27 protein-coding genes are annotated in these 23,004 nt (G+C 70.5%); 5 read left to right on the top strand and 22 right to left on the bottom strand.

The window, feature by feature from the left end; genetic code table 11:
- The first annotated feature begins 81 nt into the window (after positions 1–81).
- Genes KOI35_RS48860 through fxsT form a run of 3 tightly spaced genes read left to right on the top strand, consistent with a single transcriptional unit; the run spans position 82 to position 5,122 of the window.
- Positions 82–711, top strand: a complete 630-nt coding sequence (locus KOI35_RS48860; RefSeq protein WP_215786042.1) for a GntR family transcriptional regulator — start codon at positions 82–84, stop codon at positions 709–711.
- A complete protein-coding gene (locus KOI35_RS10595) occupies positions 708–1,898 on the top strand; it encodes an MFS transporter (RefSeq protein WP_215786040.1) in 1,191 nt (396 codons plus the stop codon). Before KOI35_RS48860 ends, KOI35_RS10595 begins: the two co-directional genes overlap by 4 nt.
- Before the next feature lie 5 nt (positions 1,899–1,903).
- A complete protein-coding gene (fxsT, locus tag KOI35_RS10590; protein ID WP_215786038.1) occupies positions 1,904–5,122 on the top strand; it encodes an FxSxx-COOH system tetratricopeptide repeat protein in 3,219 nt (1,072 codons plus the stop codon).
- Between the two features lie 7 nt (positions 5,123–5,129).
- On the opposite strand, the gene KOI35_RS10585 is transcribed toward fxsT, so the two are convergent.
- The 20 genes from KOI35_RS10585 to KOI35_RS10495 all read right to left on the bottom strand — a co-directional run bounded on the left by KOI35_RS10585 (position 5,130) and on the right by KOI35_RS10495 (position 20,599).
- Entirely contained in the window at positions 5,130–5,765 is a 636-nt protein-coding gene (locus KOI35_RS10585; RefSeq protein WP_215786035.1) for a GntR family transcriptional regulator, read from the bottom strand.
- Positions 5,766–5,792: 27 nt separating this feature from the next.
- Positions 5,793–6,563 (bottom strand): SDR family NAD(P)-dependent oxidoreductase, encoded by a 771-nt coding sequence (locus KOI35_RS10580; protein ID WP_246612874.1) that lies wholly within the window; start codon positions 6,561–6,563, stop codon positions 5,793–5,795.
- Positions 6,556–7,329 (bottom strand): acyl-CoA dehydrogenase family protein, encoded by a 774-nt coding sequence (locus KOI35_RS10575; protein ID WP_215786033.1) that lies wholly within the window; start codon positions 7,327–7,329, stop codon positions 6,556–6,558. Before KOI35_RS10575 ends, KOI35_RS10580 begins: the two co-directional genes overlap by 8 nt.
- Positions 7,326–8,378 (bottom strand): acyl-CoA dehydrogenase family protein, encoded by a 1,053-nt coding sequence (locus KOI35_RS10570; RefSeq protein WP_215786027.1) that lies wholly within the window; start codon positions 8,376–8,378, stop codon positions 7,326–7,328. Before KOI35_RS10570 ends, KOI35_RS10575 begins: the two co-directional genes overlap by 4 nt.
- On the bottom strand, positions 8,375–9,505 hold the full coding sequence (locus KOI35_RS10565) for a CaiB/BaiF CoA transferase family protein (protein WP_215786025.1): 1,131 nt from the start codon (positions 9,503–9,505) through the stop codon (positions 8,375–8,377). The genes KOI35_RS10570 and KOI35_RS10565 overlap by 4 nt, the downstream gene beginning before the upstream one ends.
- Entirely contained in the window at positions 9,502–10,245 is a 744-nt protein-coding gene (locus tag KOI35_RS10560) for an enoyl-CoA hydratase-related protein (protein ID WP_215786023.1), read from the bottom strand. Before KOI35_RS10560 ends, KOI35_RS10565 begins: the two co-directional genes overlap by 4 nt.
- A complete protein-coding gene (locus KOI35_RS10555; RefSeq protein WP_215786021.1) occupies positions 10,242–11,234 on the bottom strand; it encodes a hydroxymethylglutaryl-CoA lyase in 993 nt (330 codons plus the stop codon). The genes KOI35_RS10560 and KOI35_RS10555 overlap by 4 nt, the downstream gene beginning before the upstream one ends.
- The gene (locus KOI35_RS10550) at positions 11,231–11,656 is read right to left on the bottom strand and encodes a GlcG/HbpS family heme-binding protein (RefSeq protein WP_215786019.1); all 426 of its coding nucleotides are present in this window, start codon (positions 11,654–11,656) and stop codon (positions 11,231–11,233) included. The genes KOI35_RS10555 and KOI35_RS10550 overlap by 4 nt, the downstream gene beginning before the upstream one ends.
- A 13-nt stretch (positions 11,657–11,669) precedes the next feature.
- On the bottom strand, positions 11,670–12,878 hold the full coding sequence (locus tag KOI35_RS10545) for a CaiB/BaiF CoA transferase family protein (RefSeq protein ID WP_215786016.1): 1,209 nt from the start codon (positions 12,876–12,878) through the stop codon (positions 11,670–11,672).
- The gene (locus tag KOI35_RS10540) at positions 12,875–13,183 is read right to left on the bottom strand and encodes a NifU family protein (RefSeq protein ID WP_215786014.1); all 309 of its coding nucleotides are present in this window, start codon (positions 13,181–13,183) and stop codon (positions 12,875–12,877) included. Before KOI35_RS10540 ends, KOI35_RS10545 begins: the two co-directional genes overlap by 4 nt.
- Entirely contained in the window at positions 13,173–14,222 is a 1,050-nt protein-coding gene (locus KOI35_RS10535) for an amidohydrolase family protein (RefSeq protein WP_215786012.1), read from the bottom strand. The genes KOI35_RS10540 and KOI35_RS10535 overlap by 11 nt, the downstream gene beginning before the upstream one ends.
- Complete coding sequence (locus KOI35_RS10530; protein ID WP_215786010.1) at positions 14,219–15,292, bottom strand: ABC transporter permease; 1,074 nt, start codon at positions 15,290–15,292, stop codon at positions 14,219–14,221. Before KOI35_RS10530 ends, KOI35_RS10535 begins: the two co-directional genes overlap by 4 nt.
- Positions 15,289–16,041, bottom strand: a complete 753-nt coding sequence (locus KOI35_RS10525; protein WP_215786008.1) for an ATP-binding cassette domain-containing protein — start codon at positions 16,039–16,041, stop codon at positions 15,289–15,291. Before KOI35_RS10525 ends, KOI35_RS10530 begins: the two co-directional genes overlap by 4 nt.
- The gene (locus KOI35_RS10520) at positions 16,038–17,201 is read right to left on the bottom strand and encodes a substrate-binding domain-containing protein (protein ID WP_215786006.1); all 1,164 of its coding nucleotides are present in this window, start codon (positions 17,199–17,201) and stop codon (positions 16,038–16,040) included. The genes KOI35_RS10525 and KOI35_RS10520 overlap by 4 nt, the downstream gene beginning before the upstream one ends.
- Before the next feature lie 287 nt (positions 17,202–17,488).
- A complete protein-coding gene (locus KOI35_RS10515; RefSeq protein ID WP_215786004.1) occupies positions 17,489–17,767 on the bottom strand; it encodes a hypothetical protein in 279 nt (92 codons plus the stop codon).
- Positions 17,730–18,161, bottom strand: a complete 432-nt coding sequence (locus KOI35_RS48340; protein WP_308120894.1) for a histidine kinase — start codon at positions 18,159–18,161, stop codon at positions 17,730–17,732. Before KOI35_RS48340 ends, KOI35_RS10515 begins: the two co-directional genes overlap by 38 nt.
- Positions 18,104–18,280 carry a hypothetical protein gene (locus KOI35_RS47240; RefSeq protein WP_246612873.1) on the bottom strand — a complete coding sequence of 59 codons (177 nt, stop codon included), beginning with the start codon at positions 18,278–18,280 and terminating at the stop codon, positions 18,104–18,106. Before KOI35_RS47240 ends, KOI35_RS48340 begins: the two co-directional genes overlap by 58 nt.
- Positions 18,281–18,304: 24 nt before the next feature.
- Complete coding sequence (locus KOI35_RS10505; RefSeq protein WP_215786001.1) at positions 18,305–19,528, bottom strand: hypothetical protein; 1,224 nt, start codon at positions 19,526–19,528, stop codon at positions 18,305–18,307.
- A gap of 17 nt (positions 19,529–19,545) precedes the next feature.
- Entirely contained in the window at positions 19,546–20,055 is a 510-nt protein-coding gene (locus KOI35_RS10500; RefSeq protein WP_215785999.1) for a SigE family RNA polymerase sigma factor, read from the bottom strand.
- Between the two features lie 52 nt (positions 20,056–20,107).
- On the bottom strand, positions 20,108–20,599 hold the full coding sequence (locus KOI35_RS10495) for a MarR family winged helix-turn-helix transcriptional regulator (protein ID WP_215785996.1): 492 nt from the start codon (positions 20,597–20,599) through the stop codon (positions 20,108–20,110).
- An 86-nt stretch (positions 20,600–20,685) separates the two neighbouring features.
- Here KOI35_RS10495 and KOI35_RS10490 point away from each other — a divergent pair, with 86 nt between their 5' ends.
- Positions 20,686–20,868, top strand: a complete 183-nt coding sequence (locus tag KOI35_RS10490) for a 3-hydroxyacyl-CoA dehydrogenase NAD-binding domain-containing protein (RefSeq protein WP_215785994.1) — start codon at positions 20,686–20,688, stop codon at positions 20,866–20,868.
- The gene (locus tag KOI35_RS10485; RefSeq protein ID WP_215785992.1) at positions 20,865–21,443 is read left to right on the top strand and encodes a malonic semialdehyde reductase; all 579 of its coding nucleotides are present in this window, start codon (positions 20,865–20,867) and stop codon (positions 21,441–21,443) included. Before KOI35_RS10490 ends, KOI35_RS10485 begins: the two co-directional genes overlap by 4 nt.
- Before the next feature lie 15 nt (positions 21,444–21,458).
- Here the strand turns inward: KOI35_RS10485 and KOI35_RS10480 are convergent, their stop codons facing one another.
- Both KOI35_RS10480 and KOI35_RS10475 read right to left on the bottom strand, forming a co-directional pair.
- Positions 21,459–22,334: a hypothetical protein gene (locus tag KOI35_RS10480; protein WP_215785990.1), complete on the bottom strand. Its 876-nt coding sequence runs from the start codon at positions 22,332–22,334 to the stop codon at positions 21,459–21,461.
- Positions 22,335–22,384: 50 nt separating this feature from the next.
- On the bottom strand, positions 22,385–22,999 hold the full coding sequence (locus KOI35_RS10475) for a hypothetical protein (protein WP_215785988.1): 615 nt from the start codon (positions 22,997–22,999) through the stop codon (positions 22,385–22,387).
- Between the last annotated feature and the right edge of the window lie 5 nt (positions 23,000–23,004).

Raw genomic sequence — 23,004 nt, 5'->3', positions numbered from 1 at the left:
CGGGCCTCCCGAAATGCCGGGAAAAGACAGAATAACCGACCGTTGCATGCAACGATGCATGCATGAGGTAGGGTGTGCGGCGTGACCATCTCCGCGGCCGAGCGCGCATACGCGTACACCAAGAACCGCATCCTCCGCGGCGAGCTGGCCGGCGGCGACCGGCTCAGCGAAGGGCAGATCTGCACCGAGCTCGAGCTGAGCCGCACGCCGGTGCACGAGGCCTTCCTGCGCCTGGAGGCCGAGCGGCTGATCCGGCTCTCGTCCCGGCAGGGCGCCGTGGTCACGCCGATCCCGATCAGCGAGGCGGCCGACGTCCTCGAGATGCGTGACGCCCTCGAGCGCACGGCAGCGGCCCGGGTCGCCGCCCGACGCCGCGATCCCGGCGAGGTGGCGGCGGCCCTGCGCGGCCCGCTCGACCGGCAGGAAGCGGCGATGGCGGCCGGCGACGTGGACGCGTTCGTCGAGGCCGACACCGACTTCCACGCCACCGTCGTCGCGTTGTCCGGCAACCCGATCGCGGCCCACTTCTTCGATCTGCTGCGCGACCGTCAACTGCGTCTCGCGTACGCCGTCCTGACGTCGACGGAACTGGCCCTGTCCGAGACGCTGGCCGACCACCACGAGATGGCCGCCCGGCTGCGGGCCCACGACGCCGACGGGTACGGCGTCGTCCTCGACCGGCACCTCGCGCGCCACCAGGGGTTGCTGTGACGGCTGCGGTTGCGGGGGTTTCCACGCGTACGCGGGAATGGGTCTCGGTTTTCGCCGTCATGTTCTTCTGCACGTGGGCGGGCAACCAGTTCAGCCCGTTGCTGCTGCTCTACCAGCAGAAACAGCACTACTCGACGACCGCGGTCAACGCCTTCCTCGGCGTCTACGTGCTCGGGCTGATCCCGGCGTTCCTGCTCAGCGGCGCCCTCAGCGACCGCCACGGCCGCCGCCCGGTGATGCTGGCCGGGGTCGTCGCCGCGCTGGCCACCAGCGTCGCACTCGCGTTCAGCGAGACCGGCCCGCTGATGATCTGCCTGGGCCGGTTCCTGGCCGGCGTCGCGGTCGGCACCGCAACCTGCGTCGGCACGACCTGGTTGAAAGAGCTTTCCCAGCCACCGTACGACGTGGGAGCCGACCGATCCGCGGGAGCGCGCCGGGCCGCACTGTCGTTCTCGCTGGGCTCGGCCTCGGGTGCGGTGGTGGCCGGACTGATCGCGCAGTGGGGGCCATGGCCCGAACAACTCCCGTTCGTGATCCACATCGTGCTGACGCTGCCGTTCGCCTGGCTGGTGCGGCGGGTCCCCGAGACGGGAATGCGGGCTCATCACCCGTTGCGGGTGCCCGCCGTCGGTCACGTCCTGGTGGTGGCCGCACCCTGGGTGTTCGCGGCGGCGGCGCTCGCTTATGGCTACCTGCCGGTGCTGCTGGCGCCGGCCACGGGTGGGCTGGGGATCGCGTACGCCACGTTGCTCACGGCGGTGGCCCTGGGTGCGTCGGCGCTGGTGCAGCCGTGGGCCAAACGGGTCGGGCGGGGGCTGCTGATCGCGCTGGCCCTGATCGTCGTTTCCACCGTGCTGATCGCGGCGGCCGTGTGGTGGATGTCGTGGCCGCTCGGCGTGGTGGCCGCGGTAGTGGCCGGCGCGGGCATCGGGATGGGCATGACCTCCGGGATCCTGGAGGTGCAGCGGATCGCCCGGCCGTCCGATCTGGCCGCGTCGACCGGGGTGTTCTACGCGATCGCGTACAGCGGCTTCCTGGTGCCCACGCTGTTGTCCGCGACGGCCGGGATCACGGGCGTGGCCGTGCCGGGGTTGCTGTTGATCGTGGCCGGGCTCGTGGTGGTGTGTGGACTGCTCGTGATGCGCTCCCACCGCCGCCGCGGTTTCCGGGCCGCGGAAGTACCCTGAGGACGGTGAAGCGAAGTCCTGCCGCGGAGCTGGAACACGCTCTGATCGAAGCCCTGGTCGAGATTCCCTTCATGGACGCCCTGCCCGACCGGCGGCTGCTCGTGCAGCTGGTCCGCGGCGACCTGGTGGACCTTCCCGGCGTCGAGGAGAATCCTTCCGCCCAGCTACACGTCGGACGGATCGTGCGCGCGTGCCTGAGCCATCCGGGTGGGCTGCGCGCCCTGCAGATGGCGCTCACCCTCATGGCCCCCGATGTGCTGCCCAGCCGACGAGCGGTCCGGCTCATCGAGGACGCCTCGTTCCACAGCCTGATCCCGGACGTCGAGATGCGCCGGATCCGCGAGTTGCTCCACCGGGCCGAGCAGGGTCTGGTTGCCGAGTTCACGGTGTTGTGCTCCTGGTCCGCCTGGCAGGAACCGGCTCCGGAGGCCTGGATCTTCGTCCGTGACGTCGCGACGCGGGTGAACGGGCCGTTGCGAGCCGAACTGGAGCAGTGGGCCGACGAGCAGGCCACGCGGTTGGGCATCATCGGAGAGTTCCCACCGCGGTCCGACCCGAGCGAGACGGAAAGCTCGCCCGTTGAGCACGACGCCGTGGCCCCCGATGTTGACAGCGTGGTTCGCGACAGGTCGGACGAGCCGGCGGCTGACGCCGGCTGGGAGGGTGCCGACGATCATCACGGCACCGTCCATGGCGAGGACATGCCTCCCGTTGCCGCGCGACGTCCGTTGGAGCACCACACCGCCATCTGGGGCGACATTCCGCAGCGCAACCCGAACTTCACGGGACGGGAGGCGCTGCTCGAGGACATCCATGAAGCGCTCTCCGGCGTTCAGCACGCTGCTGTACTTCCGCAGGCGCTGCACGGTACGGGTGGTGTCGGCAAATCTCAGGTGGCGATTGAATACGTTCATCGGCACAGCGCCGAGTACGACCTGATCTGGTGGATTCCGGCCGAACGGGAGTCGCAGATCCTGTCGTCGCTGACCCAACTCGCGGTGCGTCTGCAACTCGACGTCGGAGCCGAGGCCAATATTGCCGTACCGGCCGTGCGGGAAGCCCTCAGCACCGGCGCGACCGGCTACCGGAACTGGCTCCTGGTCTTCGACAACGCCGAGGCACCGCACGACGTCCAGCGATTCTTCCCCACGGGAGGCGCCGGCCGGATCCTGGTCACCTCGCGAGACCTCGACTGGTCCCGCGTCACCCGCTCGATCGAGGTCGACGTCTTCACGCGCGAGGAGAGCAAGGCATTCCTGCTCGGCCGCGATCCGGGACTGTCCGACTTCTCGGCCGAGCGCCTCGCGGTCACGCTGGGCGACCTGCCACTCGCCATCGAGCAGGCCGCCGCCTGGCGCGCGGCCACCGGGATGAGCGTCGACGAATACGTCACCCTGCTCGAAGCGAAGCAGATCGAGATACTCGGCACCTCACCGTCCGTCGACTATCCGGACTCGGTCGCCGCCGCGTTCGAACGTTCGCTGGAGAGGCTCCGAGACGTCAATCCCGCCGCGCTCCAGCTCCTTCAGATCTGTTCGTTCCTCGCCCCCGAGCCGATCTCACGTGAGCTCTTCGCCGGCTCGCCGGGCGCCCCCATCACCGTCGAGCTCGACTCCATGCTGAACGACACCTTCCTGGTCAGCCGGGCGATCCGGGACATCCAGAAGTACGCGTTGGCCAAGATCGACCACGCTCGCAACGCCCTGCAGATCCACCGGTTGGTGCGGGCCGTCCTCCTCGGCCGGATGACCGGCGAGGAGCGGATCGTGATGCGCCGCGGCGCGCACACCCTGCTGGCGAAGAACACACCGAACAACCCCGGCCACCGCGCCGGCTGGCGGCTCTATCAGACACTGCAGCCCCACATCGCGGAGTCCCGCGCGGTGGAGTCGTCCGATCCCCGGGTTCAGCAACTGGTCGACGGCATGGTGCGGTTCCTCTATCACTGGGGCGACCATGCCGGCAGCGAAGCGCTCGCCGAGGAAGCGCTGGGACTCTGGCGGGCGAGCAACGGCCCGTCCGCACAGCGGACGTTGCGGATGGCCCAGTGGCTCGGCTTCATGCGGTGGACGAACGGCAAGTTCGCCGAGGCCCGCGAGCTCAACCGGCAGACGCTGGCCATCTTCCGGGAGAACTTCGGAGACCGGGACGAGGGCACCATCAGAGCCATGCACGCCGTGTCGATCGACCGGCGCACCGAGGGCGACTTCGCCGGCTCGCGCGATCTTGACGAGCGGATATTCGAGATCGCCCGGAACGAGTTCGGGGCGGACGATCCGACCACGCTGGTCTTCGCCCACAGTCTGGGCGTCAGCCTGCGATGGAACGGCGAGTTCGAGCGCGCCCACGAGCTGGACGAGGACACGCACCGCCGCCGCGTGATGGTTCTCGGCAATGACGACGAGGCGACCCTGAACACCTTCTCGGCCCGGCTGATCGACCTGCGGGAGCGTGGCGCGTTCGTCGAGACCGCCCCGCACTTCCACGCCTTCCACCGCCGGGTCCTCGCCGCCTTCGACCAGAACGCACCGGCCACCCTCCAGGCGGCGCGGCAACTGGCGATCTCGCTCCGCAAGGCCGGCGACCACAACGGTGCGCAACGGCTGGCCGCGGACACCCTGGATCGATACCGGCGACGCTATGGCGAAGACTTCCCCGACACCATCGCGACCGCGGTCGGCTACGCGATAGACCTGCGCCAGAACGGCGAGTTGCGCGCGGCCCGCGAACTGGCGAACGAGACGGTCGCCCGCTACACGTGGACGTTCGGCGCACGACACGCGTACACCTTGATCGCGCGGACCAACCTCGCCGTCGTGCTCCGGCTGACCGGCGACCTGGAGGAGGCGTACGAGAACGATCGCACGGCATGGGAGACCCTGCGGACGACCCTGGGCGAGGATCATCCGATCACGCTCGCCTGCGCCACCAACCTGGCCAGTGACCTGCACGTCATGGGCCGCTACCAGGAGTCCTACGAGCGTGACACCGACACCCTGAGCCGATCCGAGCGAGTGCTCGTCCGCGGCCACCCCGCGACACTCGCCGTCCGGGTCAACCTCGCGCTCGACCTGCGCGCGCTGGGACGGGACAGCACGGCCGACAAGATCTTCTCGGACACGCTCACCAGTCTCCGCGCCCGGCTGGGCGAACACCATCCCGCGACGCTGAACGCCCTCCGGAGCATCCGCGCCGACTGCGACGTCGACCCGATGCCACTCTGACTGGCCGCTAGACGGCGCCGAGGGTGGAGCGGGCAGCCAGTATGTGGGCCCGCATCACCGAGCCCGCCCACGCCCGGTCCCCCGCCTCGAACGCGTCGATCAGCTCGCGGTGGTGGGCCATGCTGCGGGCCATAGCGGCGTCGTCGTAGCGGCGGAACGTGCGGTTCACCAGCGGCGTCTGCACAACCGCGCCGAGCAGCGCGCTCAGCCGCCGGTTCCGGCCCGCGCTCAGGATGATCGCGTGGAACTCGGCGTTGTGCACGGCGATCTTGTCGGCGCGGTCGGGGGCCTGGCTCGCGGCGCTCTCCTCCATCGCGGTGGTCAGCTCGCGCAGCCGGGTGATCTCGTCGGGGCTGATCCGGGCTGCGGCCAGTTCGGCGCCGTAGCCCTCGAGCAGCGCCCGCAGCTCGAAGATCTCCTCGAGGTCCTGCTCGCTCCACGCGGGCATGGTGGCACCCCGGTTGGCCGCCCAGTCGACCAGGCCCTCGGCGTGCAGCCGGCGGAGCGCTTCCCGTACCGGAGTCCGGCTGACCCCGATCGCCGCCGCGAGCTCCTCCTCGGACAGTTTCGCCCCGGGCTCGTAGCTGCCGTCCAGAATCCTGCTCTTGATCGACTCGTAGGCACCCTCTTTGGCGCGCACCATCCCACCCACCCCCGTTCCGTGAACAAGTTACATCGAGGCCGTCGACCCGGCGTTGACCGCGTACTCCGATCCGGTCACCTGCCGCGATCGGTCCCCGGCCAGGAACAGCACCACCTCGGCGACGTCGGCCGGCTCGTTCATCCGGCCGAGCGGCAGCCGGCGCATCTCGCGGACGAAGTAGTCGGCCGCCGCGGCGACATCGATATCGCGCTGCTCGGCCAGCGAGGCCAGGAACGTGTCCATCGTCGCGGTGCGGGTCGGGCCGGGCGCCACCGTGTTGACCCGCACGTTGCGGTCGCCGTACTCGATCGACAGCGCCTTGGCCAGGCTCAGCAGCGCCGCCTTGGTGACCCCGTAATCGATCAGGTACGGCTTCGGATGCCGGGCCCCCTCCGAACCGACGGTCACCACGCTGCCAGCGCCGCGCTCCGCCATGACCGGGAGGACCGCGCGGCAGAGCCGGACGCAGGACATCACGTTCACGTCCCAGGTCCGCTGCCACGCCGCGTCGTCGATACCTTCGAAGCTTTCCCGGTACGGCGCCAGCGCGACGTTGTTCACCAGCACATCGATTCCCCCGTACGAGGAGATCGCGCTGTCCACCACCGAAGCCGCACCCGCCGCGGTGCCGAGATCGGCTTTCACCGTCACCGCCCCGAGATGCGCGCAGCCGGTCACGTCAAGGTCGGCCAGCACCAGCCGCGCACCCGCCTCGGCGAAGGCGGTCGCGATGGCCAGCCCGATGCCGGAACCGGCCCCGGTGACGATCACGACCTTGCCCGCCAGTCCGTCACTCATCGCCGGCCCCCAATGTCCACGCTCGTTGTTCGCCCAGAAGCCCCAGCAGCGGCTCGAGTTCCGCCTCGCCGGGCAGGTCACGCCACGCCCACAAGCGCCGGGTCAGCCGTTCCAGGCCCAGTTCCCGGGTGATGCCGATGGCCCCGTGCACCTGATGCGCGACCCGGGCCACCACTCCCCCGGCCCGGCTCGCGGTGGCCAGGGCGGCGATCGCCACGAAATCGTTGCCGGGGTCGGCCAGTGCCGCCTCCAGGCCCGCCGCGGCCAGCACCGACTGGGCGTGGGCCTCGGCCACGAGCGCGGACACGGCCTGGAACCGGGCGATGGGCCGCCCGAACTGCGCGCGGGTCGCCGCGTAGGCCGCCGTGCGGGAAGCCGCCCCTTGGCAGCCGCCCACGAGCCGGGCGGCGTGGAGAATCCGCCAGCGCGTCAGGGTCGCGCCGGTGGACGGCGATCCGGACGCGAGAACCGCATACGGCTCCCCCGCGATGTTCTCCTCGCCGTCGCCCCAGGGCACAACCACGCGGTTAGCTACAGCAAGAACGACAGGCGCGTGCAGTTCGGGCAGCGGCGACGACAGCCCCGCCGCGGAGATCGCCCGCACCACGCCGGCCACGTCAGCGAGCGTTCCGCCCATCCCGCCCTCGGATTCGGGCACGCCGAGCAGATGCCAGCCCTGATCGAGCGTGATCCGGGCGGCGTCCCGCATGTCGACCGCGGCCCCGAGCACCTTGACCGCGGCCTCCTCCACGTCGGGCAGGCTCATGCCACCGCCCCCATCGCCTCGCGGGCGATCACGACGCCCAGCACCTCGGTGGTGCCGCCCCGCAGCGAGAACCCCGGCGACGCCAGCAGTGCCTCGTCGATGGCGGCCCGCGGCACGCCCGGCACCGCCCGTGCGGCCTCGATCACGTCGACCTCGAAACGGTTGCCCAGCATCTTCAGCGTGGCCGCGGGCCCGATCGGCGCCTCGCCCCCGTCCATCCGGGCCGCCACCTGCTTGCCCAGCCGCCGCAGCGCGGTCAGCCGGGCCACCAGCTCGCCGACCCGGCCCGCGTCGGCCGGTCCGGCCGCCGCCATCGTCAACGCCAGCAACGGGTAGGTGCTGAGCACCCGTTCCGGTCCGCCGCGTTCGAAGGCCAGCTGACCGGTCACCTGCCGCCAGCCGTCCCCCACCGTGCCGAGCACCGCCCAGTCGGGTACGAAAACGTCGTCGAGGAACACCTCGCAGAAGTGGCCGGGCCCGCGCAGGTCGGGGATCTGCCGCGCCGTCACCCCCGGCGACGTCATGTCGAGCACGAACTCGGTCAGCCCCTGGTGCTTGTGCTCCTCGGTCGAGGTGCGGGCCAGCACGTACGCGTGGGTGGCCCGATGGGCGTGACTGGACCACACCTTCTGCCCCTCGAGCAGCCAGCCCCCGTCGGTCCGTCTCGCCCTGGTGCGGACCGAGGCCAGGTCCGACCCCGCGTCCGGCTCGCTCATGCCCAGGCAGAAGCGCACCTCGCCCGCTTCGATGCCGGGCAGCAGCCCGGCTTTCAACTTCGCCGACCCGAGCCGGGCCACGGCCGGCCCGATCTGCCGGTCGGCGATCCAGTGCGCGGCCACCGGTGCGCCCGCGCGCAGCAGTTCCTCGGTGAGCACGAACCGGTCGAGGAAACCGCGCCCCCGCCAGGTGAGCCCGATCCAGCCGCGCGCGCCGAGCCGCCGGCTGAAGTCCTCGTCGTAACCGGTGAGCCAGCTGTCCGAGCGCGGCGTGAAGACCCCGTCGCGGCGCCACGCGTCCACCTGCTCGCGAACCTGTTCGCGCCACGTCATGCCAGCACCTCGTCCGTGTGCTCGCCCAGTGTCGGCGCGTGCCGGTCGACCGCGACCTCGGCGCCCGAGAAGATCATCGGCGACCCGATCGAGCGCAGCTTCCCGGCCACCGGATGGTCGTGATAGGACACGAAGCCGCTCGCCGCGTGGGCCGGGTCGGAGAGGATTTCCTCGTACGAGGTCAGCGGCGCACACGGCACGTCGATCCGCTCGAGCTCCTCGATCCATTCCAGCGTGGTCCGGGTCCGCAGCACCTCGGCGACCACGGCGTAGAGCGCGTCGGCGTTGGCGATCCGCTTCCCGACCGTGTCGAAATCCGGGTGCCGCAACAGATCGGCGCGCCCGGCCAGGGTGAGGAAGCGGCCCCACTGCTCGCCGGTGTAGACCATCACGCACAGGTGCCCGTCGGCGGTTTCGTACGGGCGGCGGTTCGGAGCGGCCGTACGGGGGTAGAGCGGCGGACCGGTCGGCGGCTCGAACGTCCAGCCGTCGAGCTGCTCGCACAGGGCGAACGCGATCGTCGTCTCCAGCATCGGCACCTCGACCCGCTGCCCGTCACCGGTGACATCCCGGTGCCGTACGGCGGCCACGATGGCCAGCGCCGCGGTCAGCCCCGTGAGTTTGTCGGCCAGCGGCGTGGTGACGTACGAGGGAAGCTCTTGATTGATGCTCTGCAACGCGGCCATGCCCGAGGCGCCCTGGATGACGTCGTCGTAGGCCGGGCGGTCGGCGTCCGGGCCGTCGCTGCGGAAGCCGGGGATGGCGCAGTAGACGATGTCGGACTTCGAAGCGACCACGGCGGCGTAGGACAGACCGATTCGCTCGGCCGCGCGGGGGCGCATGTTGTGCACCAGCACGTCGGCGGTCGGCAGCAACCGATGCAGCGCCGCCTGCCCCTCCGTGGTCTTGAGGTCGAGCACGACGCTCTTCTTGCCGCGGTTCATGTTGAGGAAGATGGCGGCCAGCCCCGGTTCGCGACTCGCACCGAGGTGCCGCGCGATGTCCCCGCCCGGCGGCTCGATCTTGATCACTTCGGCGCCCAGGTCGGCCAGCATCAGCGTGCAGTACGGGCCCGAGAACGTCCCGGTCAGGTCGAGAACCCGCAGCCCGTGCAGGGGTCCGGTCATGACTTCTCCCCTCGGCGGCGCAGCGACCAGAGCTGGGAAGCGCGTTCGGCTTCGAGCGCGACCTCCCAGTCGTTCGGCGAGGGCGGCACCGTGCGGCGAAACGAGGCGGTGATGCGCCTCGTGAGTTCCGGGTCGCGTCCAGCGCTCTCGGCGATCTCAAAGGCGCGGGCGTCGACCTGGTCGTCGTCCACACACTCCCAGGCCAGCCCCGCGCGGTAGGCGGCCTCGCCGTCCATCTCCTGCCCCAGCAGGGCGAGAGCGGCCGCCCCCTGACGGCCCATCGCGGTCGCGGCCAGCAGCAGGTGACCGCCGCCCGGGTGCAGGCCGATCGCGGTGAAGCCGGCCAGGATCCGGGCGTCGCGGGCGACGATCCGCACGTCGGCCGCGAGCAGCAGGTTGACGCCGGCGCCGACGGCCGAGCCCCGAACGGCTGCTATCACCGGGACGCCGAGCTTGCCGACCGTGGCGAACGATTCGTAGAGCGTGCCCAGATCCTCGTAGGGTCCGGCGCCGACCGGGTCCTTCTCGGCGGCGGCGAGGACGTCGCGATGGGCGCCGGCGCAGAAGTGGCTGCCTTGGCCGCACACCACGACGGCGCCAACTGACGGGTCGTGGCCGGCCGTGTGGGCGGCGTCGATGAGCTGGCGGGCCATGTCGACAGTCAGCGCGTTGCGCCTTCTCGGCGCGGACAGAGTGATGGTCGCGACGCCTTGCTCGACTTTCAGCTCGACCTCGGTCACGACTCCCCCTGTGGATAACTCGGTCCGGCGGTTTGACAGGGCGTATCTTCTCTTCCACTCCCCAGGGCGGGTGGGGGCTCGGGATGGCTGGCCGCAAAAGCTGAAAAACCGGACGGAAAGCCTCCGGATCGGCTCAACAACCCCGGCACCGGCTCGCCCAGCACCGTGCCGAGCCAGATCGCATTGGCCGCCGCAACCTCGGGGTCAACACCGGTGACATGCCCCGACCGCTCGAGCGCGTACACCACGTCCTCGGTGGCGACATTCCCGGTCGCGGCCGGCGCGAACGGACAACCACCGATCCCACCCATGCTGGCGTCCACCGCCCGCACCCCCGCATCGACCGCGGCCAGCACATTGGCCGACCCCAGATTCCGCGTGTTGTGGAAGTGGCAGCGCAGCGGCGCCCCCGTGACCGACCGCACCCGCGTGAACGCCTTGTCCACATCGGACGGCACCGCCACCCCGATCGTGTCGGCCAGCGAGACCTCGTCCACCCCGTCGAGATCCGAAACGATCCCCAGCACCCGGTCGAGTGGCACCGAACCCTCGAACGGACACCCGAACGTGGCCCCGACCGTGAGCGAGGCCCGCAAGCCGGCGTCGTGAACCCGGGGCAGCAACGACCGGACCAGAGCGACCGAGGACGAGAACGGCATCCCCTGATTGCGGACGCTGAACGTGTCGCTCGCGACCACCACGAAATTGATTTCGTCGGCCCCCGCCGCGAGGGCCCGGTCGAGCCCACGCGAGTTCATCACCAGCCCGATCCGGGTCAGCCCGGGCACCGACCGCACGCCGTCCATCACCGCATCGGCGTCGGCCAGCTGCGGCACCCGGGCCGGGTTGACGAAGCTCGTCACCTCGACCCGGGACGTGCCGGCCGCGACCGCCCGCTCCACCAGCGAAACCTTGTCCGCCGTCGCCACCACGGCCGGATGGTTCTGCAGGCCGTCGCGCGGGCCGACCTCGACGATCTCGACGGTCAACTGAGCGCCTTCAGGCCGGCCTGCGCGACCTCCATGTCCTGCGTGTAGTGCCCACCGCTGACCCCGATCCCGCCGACCACCACGTCGTCGACCTTCACCGGGTAGCCGCCGCCAAAGGTGACCAGCCGGTCGATCCCGGCCGGAGCACCCATCGCGAGCGGCCCGTCCTCCTTGATGAAGTCGTACCAGCCGTCGGTGCTGAGCCCGAAGCCGATCGCGGTGAACGCCTTGTCCTGCGCCAGTTGCACGCTGACGTGGACGGCGCCGTCCATCCGCTCGTACGCCTTGAGCACCCCGCTCTCGTCGACCACGGCCACGGTGACCGCGAAACCCATTTCGCCCGCCTTGGCGGTGGCGGCGGCGATCATCGCGCGCGCGGCCGCGGCCGAGATCGACGGCTTCTTGATGACGTTCTTAGGCATGGCAATCCCCAATTCAGATGGCGCCCGCGGCGCGGAGTGAGGCGATCCGGTCGTCGTCGAAGTCGAGAACCGAGCGCAGCACGTCGTCCGTGTGCTCGCCCAGCGAGGGACCCACCCAGCGGAGCCGGCCCGGCGTCGACGACAGACGCGGGGCGACGTTGTGCATCGGGAACGCGCCGAACTCGGGGTGGTCGAGCTCGACGATCGCCTCACGGGCGGCGAAGTGGGCGTCGGAGAGCATCTCCCGCGCCGTGTAGACCGAGCCGGCCGGCACCCCGGAGGCGTGCAGCATCTCGAGCAGCGGGGCCTGGTCGAACTTCTCGGTCCACTTGGCGACCAGCTCGTCCAGGGCGACCTGGTTCTCGCCGCGGGCCGCGTGGGTGGCGTATCGCGGGTCCTCGGCCAGTTCGGCCCGGCCCATGCAGTCGGCCAGTCGCCGGAACACGGTGTCCTGGTTGGCCGCGATCAGGATGGTCCCGCCGTCCTGGGTCGGATAGGCGTTGCTGGGGGCCACATTCGGCAGGATCGAGCCGGTGCGTTCGCGGGTGTAGCCGCCGATCGCGTACTCGGGGATGAGCGATTCCATCATCGCCAGCACCGACTCGTAGATGGCGCTGTCGACCACCTGGCCCTGCCCGGTGCGTTCGGCCACCCGCAGCGCCATCATCGCGCCCAGGGCGGCGAACGTGCCGGCCAGCGAGTCGCCCAGGCTGACCCCGATCCGGCTCGGCGGGGTGGACGGGTCACCGGTGACATAGCGGATGCCGCCCATGGCCTCGCCGATCGAGCCGTAGCCGGCCCGGCTCGAGTAGGGCCCGTCCTGGCCGAAGGCGGTCACCCGCACCACGACCAGTTTCGGGTTGAGCTCGTGCAGCTCGTCCGGCCCGAGACCCCAGCGTTCGAGCGTGCCGGGGCGGAAGTTCTCCACGAAGACATCGGCCGTGCGCAGCAGCTCGCGCATCATCGCCTGGCCCTCGGGCACCCGCAGGTTGCAGGTGACCGACTTCTTGTTGCGGGCGACGACCGGGAACCAGAGCGATTTCCCGTACGGGCGTTCGCGCCCCCACTGCCGCATCGGGTCGCCGGCCGACGGGTCCTCCACCTTGATCACCTCGGCCCCGAAGTCGCCGAGGAGCTGGGCGGCGAACGGGCCGGCCAGCAGCACCCCGGCCTCGACGACGCGGACTCCGGTGAGCGGGCCGTCCGCGAAGTCCGAGGTCATGAGCACTCCTTGTCGTCGAGGCCGAACATCTTGAGGATCCGGGCTTCCGCGTACGGCGAAACGGTGCTGTCGCGCGACACCGAACGCACCCCCTCGACCTGCAGCAGGGTGGGCCGCACGAGCGAGCCCATGGTCACGGGCGCCGAGGGGCAGGCCGCACACCGCCCGTGGAAAGTGATGTGGGCGTTGCCCTCGGACGAGACGTCCACGGTGATGCCGCCGCCGTGCGCCTCGACGAGCTGACGCACCTTGCCTTCGAGAGCCTGATCGGCGCGCTTCGCGACCTTCTTGCGCTCACTTGCCATGACGCGCCGCCTTCCTGGTCGCCTTCTTGCCCTTCTTCTTGCCGTTGCCGTAGAGCTCCTTGAGCTTGACGTCGACGTCGATGCCCATCAGCTTGGCGAAGTTGAGCCCGAAGATCTTCGCTTTGACCTCGTGGGTGAGCGGCGGATAGCCGTAGCCGTCCTGCAGGTCCTCGGGCATCTCCATGCCGGCGAACAGGTCGATGTAGGCCTGCACCTTGGGCCACACGAACGCTTCGGAACCCCACAGCAGCCGGTCCGGCCCGACGTGCATCAGGCATTTGCCGATGGCGTGCAGGGCGGCCCGCGGCGCGACCGGATACTGATTGATCCAGGCGGTCAGCGCGAGGTGGATGTTCTCGTAGCGGGCGGCGATGTTGATGGTCTCGTTGATGAACGGGTCGCCCAGGTGGTGGACGATGAAGTTCATCTCCGGGAAGTCCTGGGCCGCGCGCTCCAGGTCGTACGGCTGAAGGTCTTTGATGTGCTGGGTGTTGAACGCGAGTCCCTTGTGGAACTGGACGTTGTTGACGCCGTTCTCGAGAAGCGCCTCCCACAGCGGGTAGGCCACCTGGCGGTCGTCGATCTGCCAGTGCACACCGCCGGAGTGCGCCTGATAGAACTTGAAGCTGACCGCGCCCCACTCCTTGATCTGGCGGATCGCCTCGTTCACGGCGCCGTAGTGGCCGTGGGTGATCGGGTCGACGCCGCCGCAGAAAAGGACCCGGTCGGGGTACGCCTCCTTGAGCTTCCAGTTGTTCTCGGCCGGCGAGAATCCGAGCTTCCAGCCACCGTGGCTGGGCACGGTCTGGGCCATCGCGATGTCGGTGTCCGACTCGTCGAACATCAGCCGGTACGCGTCCTCGACGGCCAGCTCGCGGCCGGTGATGTCGTCGTACGGGTAGCCCGGCCCGGAGAACTTCTTGGCGTACTCGACCAGCGCGTTGGTGCGTTCGATGCCGCCGTGCTGGAAGTCGACGTTGTCCTCGGTGAGCTTGTACATGTGGATCGCGTTGTCGAAGACGAAGAAGTCGTCCTTCATGCTGCCCTTCCCTCCGTGTGGCCGGCGCCCTGTTCGAGGCGCTCGACGTGGCGTACGGCGAGCTGCCGCCGGCGCTTGACCGCGAACGCGGCCAGCGAGACACCGGCGATGACGGCCAGGCCGTTGAAGATGAATTCGATCCAGGTCGGCGCGCCCAGGTGCTGCAGGCCGGCGATGGTGAAACTGACGAAGTAGGCGGCGATGACCGTGCCGAGCACGTTGACCCGGCCCGGGCGCAGCACCGCGGCGCCGAGGAAGGCGGCCGCGAACGCCGGCAACAGGAACTGCTGGCCGACCGTGGGCTGGGCCGAACCGATGCGCGAGGCGAGCAGGATGCCGGCCGCCGAGGAGAGCACGGCGGCGCCCACGAACGCCCGTACGGCATAGGAATTGACGTTGATGCCGGCCCGGGCCGCACCGCGCAGGTTGCCGTCCATCGCGTAGAGCCGCTGCCCGAACGGCGTCCACACGACCAGGAACTCGAGCACCAGGACGATCAGCGTCACGTAGATCAGCGGCAGCGGGATGCCGAACAGGTCGCCCCGCGCGATCGTGGTGAAGCCGTCGGGCACGTTCTCGAAGATGACCCGGCCACCGGTGATGGCGTAGAGCAGGCCGACCAGCAGGCTGCCCGAGGCCAGCGTTGCGATGATCGAGGTCATCCCGAACTTGAGCACCAGCAGCGTGTTCAGCAGTCCGACGACGACGCCGGCCAGCAGAGTCAGGACGACGGCGATCCCGATCGGCGTGCCGTTCACGACCAGCCAGACGCAGAGCCCCTGGGCCAGGCCGAGCATCGGGCCGACCGACGCGTCCAGATAGTGCGCCAGCAACGGGATCGTCGCGGCCAGCGCCACCAGCACGGTGACCGTCTGGTTGACCAGGATCAGGCGGAAGTTGGTGGTGGTGAAGAACGTGTCCGGGCTGAGCGCCGAGAACAGCGCGATCACCAGGACCAGCAGGCCGATCAGCCCGAACCGGCCCACCCCGTCGACCAGGCGCTCCCCGAGCCCGGCGGCCGAGCGGTCGGCGCTCTGCCGTACCTTCGCCCGCTCCTTCAGAAGTGTCATGCCTGATCCCCCTGCACGATCAGTTGCACGCACCGCTCGACGTCGAGCGTCGCGGTGTCACCGTGGAAGACGCGCCGGCCGCCCTTCATGACGAGCAGCCGGTCGGCCAGCTCGAGCACCTCGGGGATGCGGTGGCTGATCACGATCACCGCGTAGCCCTGGTCGCGCAGCCGCACGATGAGCTCGTTGACGCCCTGCGACTCGGTGGTGCCGAGGGCGGCCGTGGGCTCGTCCATCACCATCACCCGTGGGGTGTTCGCGGTGACCAGGGCGCGGGCGATGGCGACCATCTGCCGTTGACCGCCGGAGAGGCCCTCGACCAGCACGTCCATGTCGTGCAGGTCGATTCCCAGACTCTCCAGCACTTCCCGCGTACGGGAACGCATTGCTCTTTTCCGCAGAACCGGAACCCCGCGCGGGCCGGAGGTCCACTCCCGGCCCAGGAAGACGTTCTCGACGATGCTCAGGTTGTCGGACAGGCCGAGGTCCTGATAGATCATCTCGACGCCCTGGGCGCGGGCGTGGCCGATCGTGTGCGGGCTGAGCGCGGACCCGCCGATCCGCATCTCGCCGGTGTCCGGGGCGACCGCGCCGCTGACCATGTTCATCAGCGTCGACTTGCCGGCGCCGTTGTCGCCCACCACGCCGAGGATCTCGCCGGGCTGCACTTCGAACGAGACGTCGGTGACCGCCCGGACCCGTCCGTACGACTTGGACACCCCGGCCACCTCGAGCACCGGCGCCGTCACTGCGCGGCGCTCCACATCTGCGTGTACCGCTCGGCGTAGTTGACGTAGCTGTCCCAGTTGACCTTGCCGTCCTGCGGTGCGTTGGTCTTGTCGAAGACCGTGGCCGGGATGCCCTGCTCGGCGTCGGGCAGCGGCTCCTGCTTGGCCAGCAGCCGGTTGACCTGGTCGACCGCGGCGTAGGCGTTCCAGCCGCGCACCGCCCCGAAGTCGGCGAACTGGGTGCCCTTGGCCACCGCGGCCAGGCGCTCGGGCTCGGCGTTCTTGCTCATCACCTTGACGTCGGTGCGGCCGGCCGCCTGCAGCGCGGCCGTGATGCTCTCCACCCCGTTTCCGTACGGGGTGAAGATGTACTGCAGATCGTTTCCGTACTTCTGGAGCAGCGAGGTCGTGATGTTCTGCATCTCGATCGGGTCGAGTGCCTGCTTGAGGGTCCGCTCGCGCACCTCCAGCAGCTGGCAGCCGGTGCAGCCCTCGAACACCTTCTTGCTGGTGTTGAGCGCCTCGACCAGGTGCGGATAGCCGACATCCCACAGGAAGACGGCCTTGGCCTTGCCGCCCGAGTCGGCGATCGCCTTGGTCACCTCGAGCACCGCCTGGAACGTCTCGCGGCTGGACACGTGGGCGTCGAAGCTCTCGGCGCCGCCCTCGGCCACGGCCGAGACGCCGACCACCGGGATCGAGGACTTGTGCAGCTCGGCGATGCCGTCGGCGACCTGGTTCTCCGGGATGGCGATGGTGATCACCGCGTCCGGCTTGTTGGCGGCGGCGGTCGAGAACGCCTTCTGGAAGCCCTCGGGGCTGCCCTGGCCGTCCAGGATCTCGGCGGTCCAGCCCAGGCCCTGGGCGATGCTCTGGACTTTCTTGCCGACCTCTTCGCACGAGGTGCCGATGTTGCAGACGATCACGTCGATCTTGGCGCCGGCCGCCGGCTTGACCGACTGGGTCGGGCCCGACCAGTCCTGGTAGGGCTTGATCTTGTCGAGGGTGATGTCCTTCTCTGCCCCCTCGAAATACAGCATGCCGTTGGTGCCGGTCTTGATCAGCTCGGCCGCCTGCTGCGTGTACGCGTCGTTGACCGGACCGGCCGCGCCGCTGTCCCCGCTGTCGTCGCCGCCCCCGCAGGCGCTCGCGGTGAGCAGCAGGCCGGCCAGTCCGATCATCGCGCTAGTTAGACGGAGCCGTCTCCCGGCTCTCGAGAATTCGACCACCGTGCCACCCCTTTGTCGGCGCCAGTTGTACGCAATCGCAGACTGGCATGTGATCCAGGGCACGGTCAATAGGCTGTTTCCATGAGATGAAGTCGCAGCTCAGAGCCGTTTAAAAGCCACAAACCACCCTCTTCCCGTACGTATCCAGGTGCGGCCGATTGTATGCATGCATCCTGCGTTAACGTCGCGGCAAGCTTGGCCGCTCACCCGGCGGCGAGGTCGGCGGCAAGCTCGGCCGCTCACTCGGCGGCGAGGTTCGCGGTGACCGAGTGGCGGACCGCGCGCCGGGCCGGTAGCACCGAGGCGGTCAGCGCCGCGAGCACGGCCACGGCGACCAGCACGGCCAGCCGCTCCCACGGGATCACGAGGGTCGGCCCGCCCTGGTCGAGCCGGGCGTTCAGGCACTGCACGTACTGCGCCTTGTCGTAGACGACCGCCTCGGGGAAGCCGAGCAGGGCCCGGTCGAGGGCGGCCCGGGCGTCATCGTCGGAGACGCCGGGCGCCGGATCGGCCTGCAAGGTCGAGCAGGATCGAGAGGCCGCCGTCGGTCTGGACGTCGGGACGCACCGCGCCGATCTCCGGCTGTGCCCGCACCACGTCGACCAGCTCGGGCGGGAGCAGGCTGACGTCCGTGCTCGCGGTGACCAGGAACAGCGAATGCGCCACGATGTCGTGCAGTTCCCGGGCGATCGTGGCCCGCTCCTCGGCCACGGCGAGCCGGGTCAGCTGGGTCCGCTCGCGCTCGGCGGCGTCCCGGCGCTCGGCCGCGGTGACCCGTTGCTGCCGCACAAAACGCATGGTCAGCGCGGCCGCCCAGACCACGGCGGCGAAGCCGGAGAGCTGCCCGGCCCCGGTCAGCACCACCACGGCCGCGAGCACCGGCAGCGGCCGGCGGCGACGCTCGAGCAGCACCGCCCGGCCAGCAGCCCGAAGACCAGCCCGCCGAACCGGAACTGGTGCCACCACCAGGTGGAGAGCCCGGCCACCGCCGCGGCCACGATCATGTCCACCCGCCGTCCGGAAAGCACCATGACGGCGAGGATAGTGACGGGTTCCTACCGGCAGGTCCATGTCAGGGGACGGTTGGCCACTGCTTCCTCCGGGGTGGTGTCGGTGGAGTAACCGGAGGCCACCTTGCCGTCGGCGCTCAGGCTGGTCACCACGTACTCCTTGAGACCCTGGTACTTGGGCAGCTTGACGACTTCGGTGCCGGCGATCATGACCGCCGCGTTGTCGTTGGTCGTCCCGAGCACCCGGCCGTTGGTGGCGCCGATCGCCGGCGGGCCCAGCTCGGCCGGCAGTGGCTCGTACTTCCCGGTCGAGATCCGGTACCGGTACGAGGCGAAGGTGCGCGCCTCCCCGTCGTCCCGCACCGCCCGCCCGAACACCCCGTCGCCGCTGATCGATTCCGGCCAGAAGGCGGTCGCCTCGGCGCCGTCGACGGTCGGCATCGGCATCAGCCGGGCGGTGCCGTCGGCGAGCCAGAGGTAGCCCGTGCCGTCAGTGTCGGGGCGATAGATCCGGCCGACGACCGTACCGTCCTCCCCCACCGCGACCGCGTCACCGCCGGTGAACCCGGACGGCATCGGCAGCTTGACCGGGGTGGCCGACGGCGACGACCACCGGGCCGGGAAGCCGGCCGACCGGCTCTCGCCCAGCGTGCCGACGATGACGCCCGCGTCGTTGATCGCGGCCGCGGCGGCCCGGCCTCCGGCGAGCCGGGTCACCCGGGTGCCCTGCAGCACGTACGCCTGCTCTCCGGCGTCGTCGAAGCTGTAGCCGACGGCGACGCCGGACGAGTTGATGTCCTCGAAGCTGGCGTCGAGCCCGGGCATCGCGGGCACCGGCCGCAGCTTCCCGTTGTCCCAGATCACCGTGCGCACGGACGCGCCGTCGGGATAGACGCGCCCGGCGTGATAGCGGCCGCTCGGGTCGCCGGCCGTGGTCAGGGCCTTGGTGACGCCGCTGGTGGGCAGCTTGGTCACCTGGCAGCCGGTCGGGACCGGCACCACCGGGCCGGCTTTCGGCGACGGGGTGGCCTTCGTCGACGGGCCGGCTACCGGTGGTGCCGGGGCGGGTGGCGTCTCCCGCATCAACACGGTTGCCCCGGCCGCCGCGACCACGGTCACCGCTGCCGTCGCCGTGCCGGCCGCCCAGCGGCGCATCCGCCGTCGGCGCCGGCCCTCGGTCATCGTGCGGGCCACATCGACGGTCGAGGGGGCCGGGGGCTGGTCGGGCAACGTCCGCAGGATCCGTACGGCGTGGTCATTATCGGTCATGTCTCTCGTTTCCTCGGTCATCGCCGGTCCTGGACGGTGGCGGCATCGAACAGCTGGCGCAGCCGGTCGAGGGCGAGCGAGGTCTGGCTCTTCACCGTGCCCTCGGAGACCCCCAGATACTGGGCGACGTCCTTCACCGGCTGGTCGCACAGGAAGCGCAGCACGACGACCGCGCGCTGGCGTGGGGCGAGCGCCATCAACGCCGTACGGACGAAGGACTGCTCCTCGACCGGCACCGGTGCCTGCGGGGCGGCGGCCCGTTCGGGCAACCAGTCGAGCAGCGCGACGCGCCACCAGCCGCGGCGGCGCTCGTCCAGGAAGACCCGGACCAGCACCGTGTTGACGTACGCGTCCAGGTTTTCCACATGGCCCATCCGCGACCAGCGCGTGTAGAGCTTGGTCAGCGTCTCCTGCACGATGTCGTCCGCCGCGTGCGAGTCCCCGCAGAGCAGATAGGCCGCCCGCCGCAGACCGGCTATCCGGCCGTCCACAAAGGCCAGATACTCACTGTCCGAACCGTCCGGCATCCGCCGCCCCGTTCCCTGTCGCCGTCACTGCGTATCCGACGGCGGGCCGGTCTCATTCGGTTGGGTCGATTCCCGGATTTCCTGATTCCAGCTGCTCGAGCCGCGCCCGCACCTTGTCGCCGACCGCCTCGAGGGTCCGCATCTCGGCCGGGGTGAGCAGGTCGATGATCGCACTGCGAACGTCGGCCACATGCTGCGGCGCGGCCACCTCGATCAGCTCACGCCCCCGCCCGGTGATCACGACGACGGAACCGCGCTGGTCGGTGAGGCAGCGCTCGCGCACGACCAGGTCACGCTTCTCCATCCGGCCCAGGTGCTGCGACAGCCGGCTCTTCTCCCAGCGCAGCAGGCCACCGAGCGCGAACGGCCGCAGCCGCCCGTCCGGCGCCTCGGACAGGTGGGCGAGCACCTGGTAGTCGGCGTCGGAGAGCCCGCAGCGGGTGCGCAACTGGCGATCGAGGAACTCGGACAGCCCGTCCTGCATCACCATCAGGCTCCGCCAGGCCCGCTGTTCGCGCTCGTCCAGCCATCGCACCTCGGTCATGTCCGTCACTCTAGCCGTTGGTTGACATGTGAACCACCGCCTGCCTACGGTTTGGTTCACACGTTAACCATCCCTGGAGGCGGGTCATGACCACCACCGCAATCGTCGGCACCGGCAACGTCGGGTCGGCGCTGGCCGAGCTCTTCGCCCGGGCCGGCCTCGATGTCCGCCTGGCCCCCGTGCGACTGGGCCGCATCGACGAGGGTGGCCGGCTGATCGAGGCGCCCGGCCCGCACGTGCTGCGCAACCTGGTCGAGGTGACCCGGTGACCAGCCTCGACGCCCTGCTGTTCTCCGGCGCCCGCACCGCCAACACGTTCGCCGACATCCCGGTGAGCGACGCCGAACTGTCGGCCATCTGGGAACTGGCCCGGTGGGCGCCCACGTCGGCCAACACCCAGCCGTTGCGGGTGCTCTACGTGCGCCCCGGCGAGGGCCGCGACCGGCTGGTCAAGCACATGAACGAGGGCAACCGGGCCAAGACGGCGTCGGCGCCCGCGGTGGCGGTGCTGGCCCTGGACACCCGGTTCCACGAACACATCCCGCGCGTCCTGCCGTTCCGGCCCGAGCTGAAGGACGTCTTCGCGGCCGACGCGGAGAAGCGGAACGGGACCGGCACGTTCAACGCCACCCTGCAGGCCGGCTACTTCATCCTCGCCGTCCGCGCGGCCGGGCTGGCCGCCGGACCGATGAGCGGCTTCGACCCGGACGGGATGGACGCCGAGTTCTTCCCGGACGGCCGGCACCGCTCGATCCTGGTGGTCAACATCGGTCACCCGGGCGAGAACCCGTGGTTCCCCCGTCTCCCCCGCCTGAGCCACGACGACGTGGTGCGCTGGGCCTGACCCGCACGACCTGCTCTACCGAGCGGCCGGCTCGGGATCGGCCGGCTCGGAAACCCGCCACGTGCGCAGCACCGACCAGGCGAACAGGGCCGGGCCGGCCAGGAACAGTGCGGTGATCCCGATAAGGTAGAAGTCCACGGCCACGGGTGGGGACACGGTCACCGCGGTGAAGCACAGCGCGGGCACGCCGGGGCCGGGCGGCTGCGGGATCTGCCCGTACGCGGAGGCCAGCGTCCCGACGGCGGCGATCGCGGGCAGCACGGTGAGGATGACGCCGGCGACGAGCGGGAGGCTGTGGGCCGGGCGCTCGCCGAGGCGGGTCGGGGCCACCGCGGCGATCGCCACCGCCGCGGCCAGGGTGAGCACGCCGGGTGCGGTGGGCCCGCGCAGGGCGGCGACGTCGGAGGCCGACAGGAACGGGTAGAGCCCGATCGCCGCGTACGGGATGAGCGGCAACGCCAGGATGAGACGCCGGAGCCGGGAGCGGGGGTGCGGCGGGCGGGGCAGCATCCGTACGGCCTGGAAAGCGCACGCCAAGGCGAAGAAGCGCAGGAACTCGGCCCGGCGGGCGTAGGCGAGCTGGTCCTGCCAGTAGCCGGTCGCCTCGGGCGTGGCGGTCGGACAACCGCCGATGGGGTCGATCGGCAGATCGGGAACGGGAAGGCGGTCGGCCAGCAGAGTGACCACGGCCGAGGCGGCCAGCAGCAGGCTGAAGGCGACCAGGGCCAGCCGGAGCTTCCCCGGCACGGAACGGCCGGCCAGCGCGGCGCACACGGCCAGCGCCACCATCGTCACCATGCCGGCCAGCTGCTGCAACGCGGTGTCGCCCGTGCCCGCACCGAAAGCGGCGACACAGGCGGCAACCACGAAGACGACGGCGGCGACGCGCATGCTGGGAATTCTTCCGGCCGCCTCGAGCCGAGTTCAGCCGTTCCGGAAAGTCAGAGGCAGGGCGGGGTGTACCGGTCGATCCGCAGCCCGCGGAACTCGATCTTGTTGGCGGTCTTGCCGACGAAGACCAGGCCGCGCGCCTCGCCGACCGCGGTGGCGAACGGGTGGGCCGGCTCGCCCAGCTCGGGCACGAAACTCCAGGCCGACGGGCGGAGGCTGAAGAACCGGGTCACCGTACGCCCGTGGGTCGACGGAATCTTCGTGGCCCACTGGGCGCCGCCACTCCACACCGAGGCCGGGCGCAGCTGCACGTAAAGGTCGTCGGTGGCGCTGTAGGTGAGCCGGAACCCGGCCGACCGGGAGAGGTCGGCCTGGGCCTCGAACTCGTTGCCGAGCCAGACCACGGCCACGTGCCATTCGGCACCGACGAACTCGATCCGGGCCGCGTAGTCCCGCCCGCCGCGGGCCGGGACCAGCATGCTGCCGGTGGCCGGGATCGTGGTGCCCTCGCCGCTGGCCAGCCACTGCTGCAACCGGTCGATCGACGGGGTCGCGCACTCGTGCGCGGGCCCGTGTCCGGGCCGGGCCGCACTCGCCGGCGCCGCACCGGCCGACGCGACCAGCGCCGCGAACGAGAGGGCCACCGCGAGCATCGGCTTCCGCATGTCCC

The organism is Paractinoplanes bogorensis, from assembly GCF_018829635.1.
Lineage (GTDB): Bacteria > Actinomycetota > Actinomycetes > Mycobacteriales > Micromonosporaceae > Actinoplanes > Actinoplanes bogorensis.
Note: the sequence above shows the minus strand (reverse complement) of the source record. Positions and strands in the feature narration are given on the sequence as shown.

Bases quoted from the DNA above. Each gene is read 5' to 3' on its own strand.
- KOI35_RS10585 (WP_215786035.1), bottom strand. From the start codon at position 5,765: ATGGTGCGCGCCAAAGAGGGTGCCTACGAGTCGATCAAGAGCAGGATT.
- KOI35_RS10580 (WP_246612874.1), bottom strand. From the start codon at position 6,563: ATGAGTGACGGACTGGCGGGCAAGGTCGTGATCGTCACCGGGGCCGGT.
- KOI35_RS10575 (WP_215786033.1), bottom strand. From the start codon at position 7,329: ATGAGCCTGCCCGACGTGGAGGAGGCCGCGGTCAAGGTGCTCGGGGCC.
- KOI35_RS10570 (WP_215786027.1), bottom strand. From the start codon at position 8,378: ATGACGTGGCGCGAACAGGTTCGCGAGCAGGTGGACGCGTGGCGCCGC.
- KOI35_RS10565 (WP_215786025.1), bottom strand. From the start codon at position 9,505: ATGACCGGACCCCTGCACGGGCTGCGGGTTCTCGACCTGACCGGGACG.
- KOI35_RS10550 (WP_215786019.1), bottom strand. From the start codon at position 11,656: ATGCCTAAGAACGTCATCAAGAAGCCGTCGATCTCGGCCGCGGCCGCG.
- KOI35_RS10545 (WP_215786016.1), bottom strand. From the start codon at position 12,878: ATGACCTCGGACTTCGCGGACGGCCCGCTCACCGGAGTCCGCGTCGTC.
- KOI35_RS10540 (WP_215786014.1), bottom strand. From the start codon at position 13,183: ATGGCAAGTGAGCGCAAGAAGGTCGCGAAGCGCGCCGATCAGGCTCTC.
- KOI35_RS10535 (WP_215786012.1), bottom strand. From the start codon at position 14,222: ATGAAGGACGACTTCTTCGTCTTCGACAACGCGATCCACATGTACAAG.
- KOI35_RS10530 (WP_215786010.1), bottom strand. From the start codon at position 15,292: ATGACACTTCTGAAGGAGCGGGCGAAGGTACGGCAGAGCGCCGACCGC.
- KOI35_RS10520 (WP_215786006.1), bottom strand. From the start codon at position 17,201: ATGATCGGACTGGCCGGCCTGCTGCTCACCGCGAGCGCCTGCGGGGGC.
- KOI35_RS47240 (WP_246612873.1), bottom strand. From the start codon at position 18,280: ATGGTGCTTTCCGGACGGCGGGTGGACATGATCGTGGCCGCGGCGGTG.
- KOI35_RS10505 (WP_215786001.1), bottom strand. From the start codon at position 19,528: ATGACCGATAATGACCACGCCGTACGGATCCTGCGGACGTTGCCCGAC.
- KOI35_RS10500 (WP_215785999.1), bottom strand. From the start codon at position 20,055: ATGCCGGACGGTTCGGACAGTGAGTATCTGGCCTTTGTGGACGGCCGG.
- KOI35_RS10495 (WP_215785996.1), bottom strand. From the start codon at position 20,599: ATGACCGAGGTGCGATGGCTGGACGAGCGCGAACAGCGGGCCTGGCGG.
- KOI35_RS10490 (WP_215785994.1), top strand. From the start codon at position 20,686: ATGACCACCACCGCAATCGTCGGCACCGGCAACGTCGGGTCGGCGCTG.
- KOI35_RS10480 (WP_215785990.1), bottom strand. From the start codon at position 22,334: ATGCGCGTCGCCGCCGTCGTCTTCGTGGTTGCCGCCTGTGTCGCCGCT.
- KOI35_RS10475 (WP_215785988.1), bottom strand. From the start codon at position 22,999: ATGCGGAAGCCGATGCTCGCGGTGGCCCTCTCGTTCGCGGCGCTGGTC.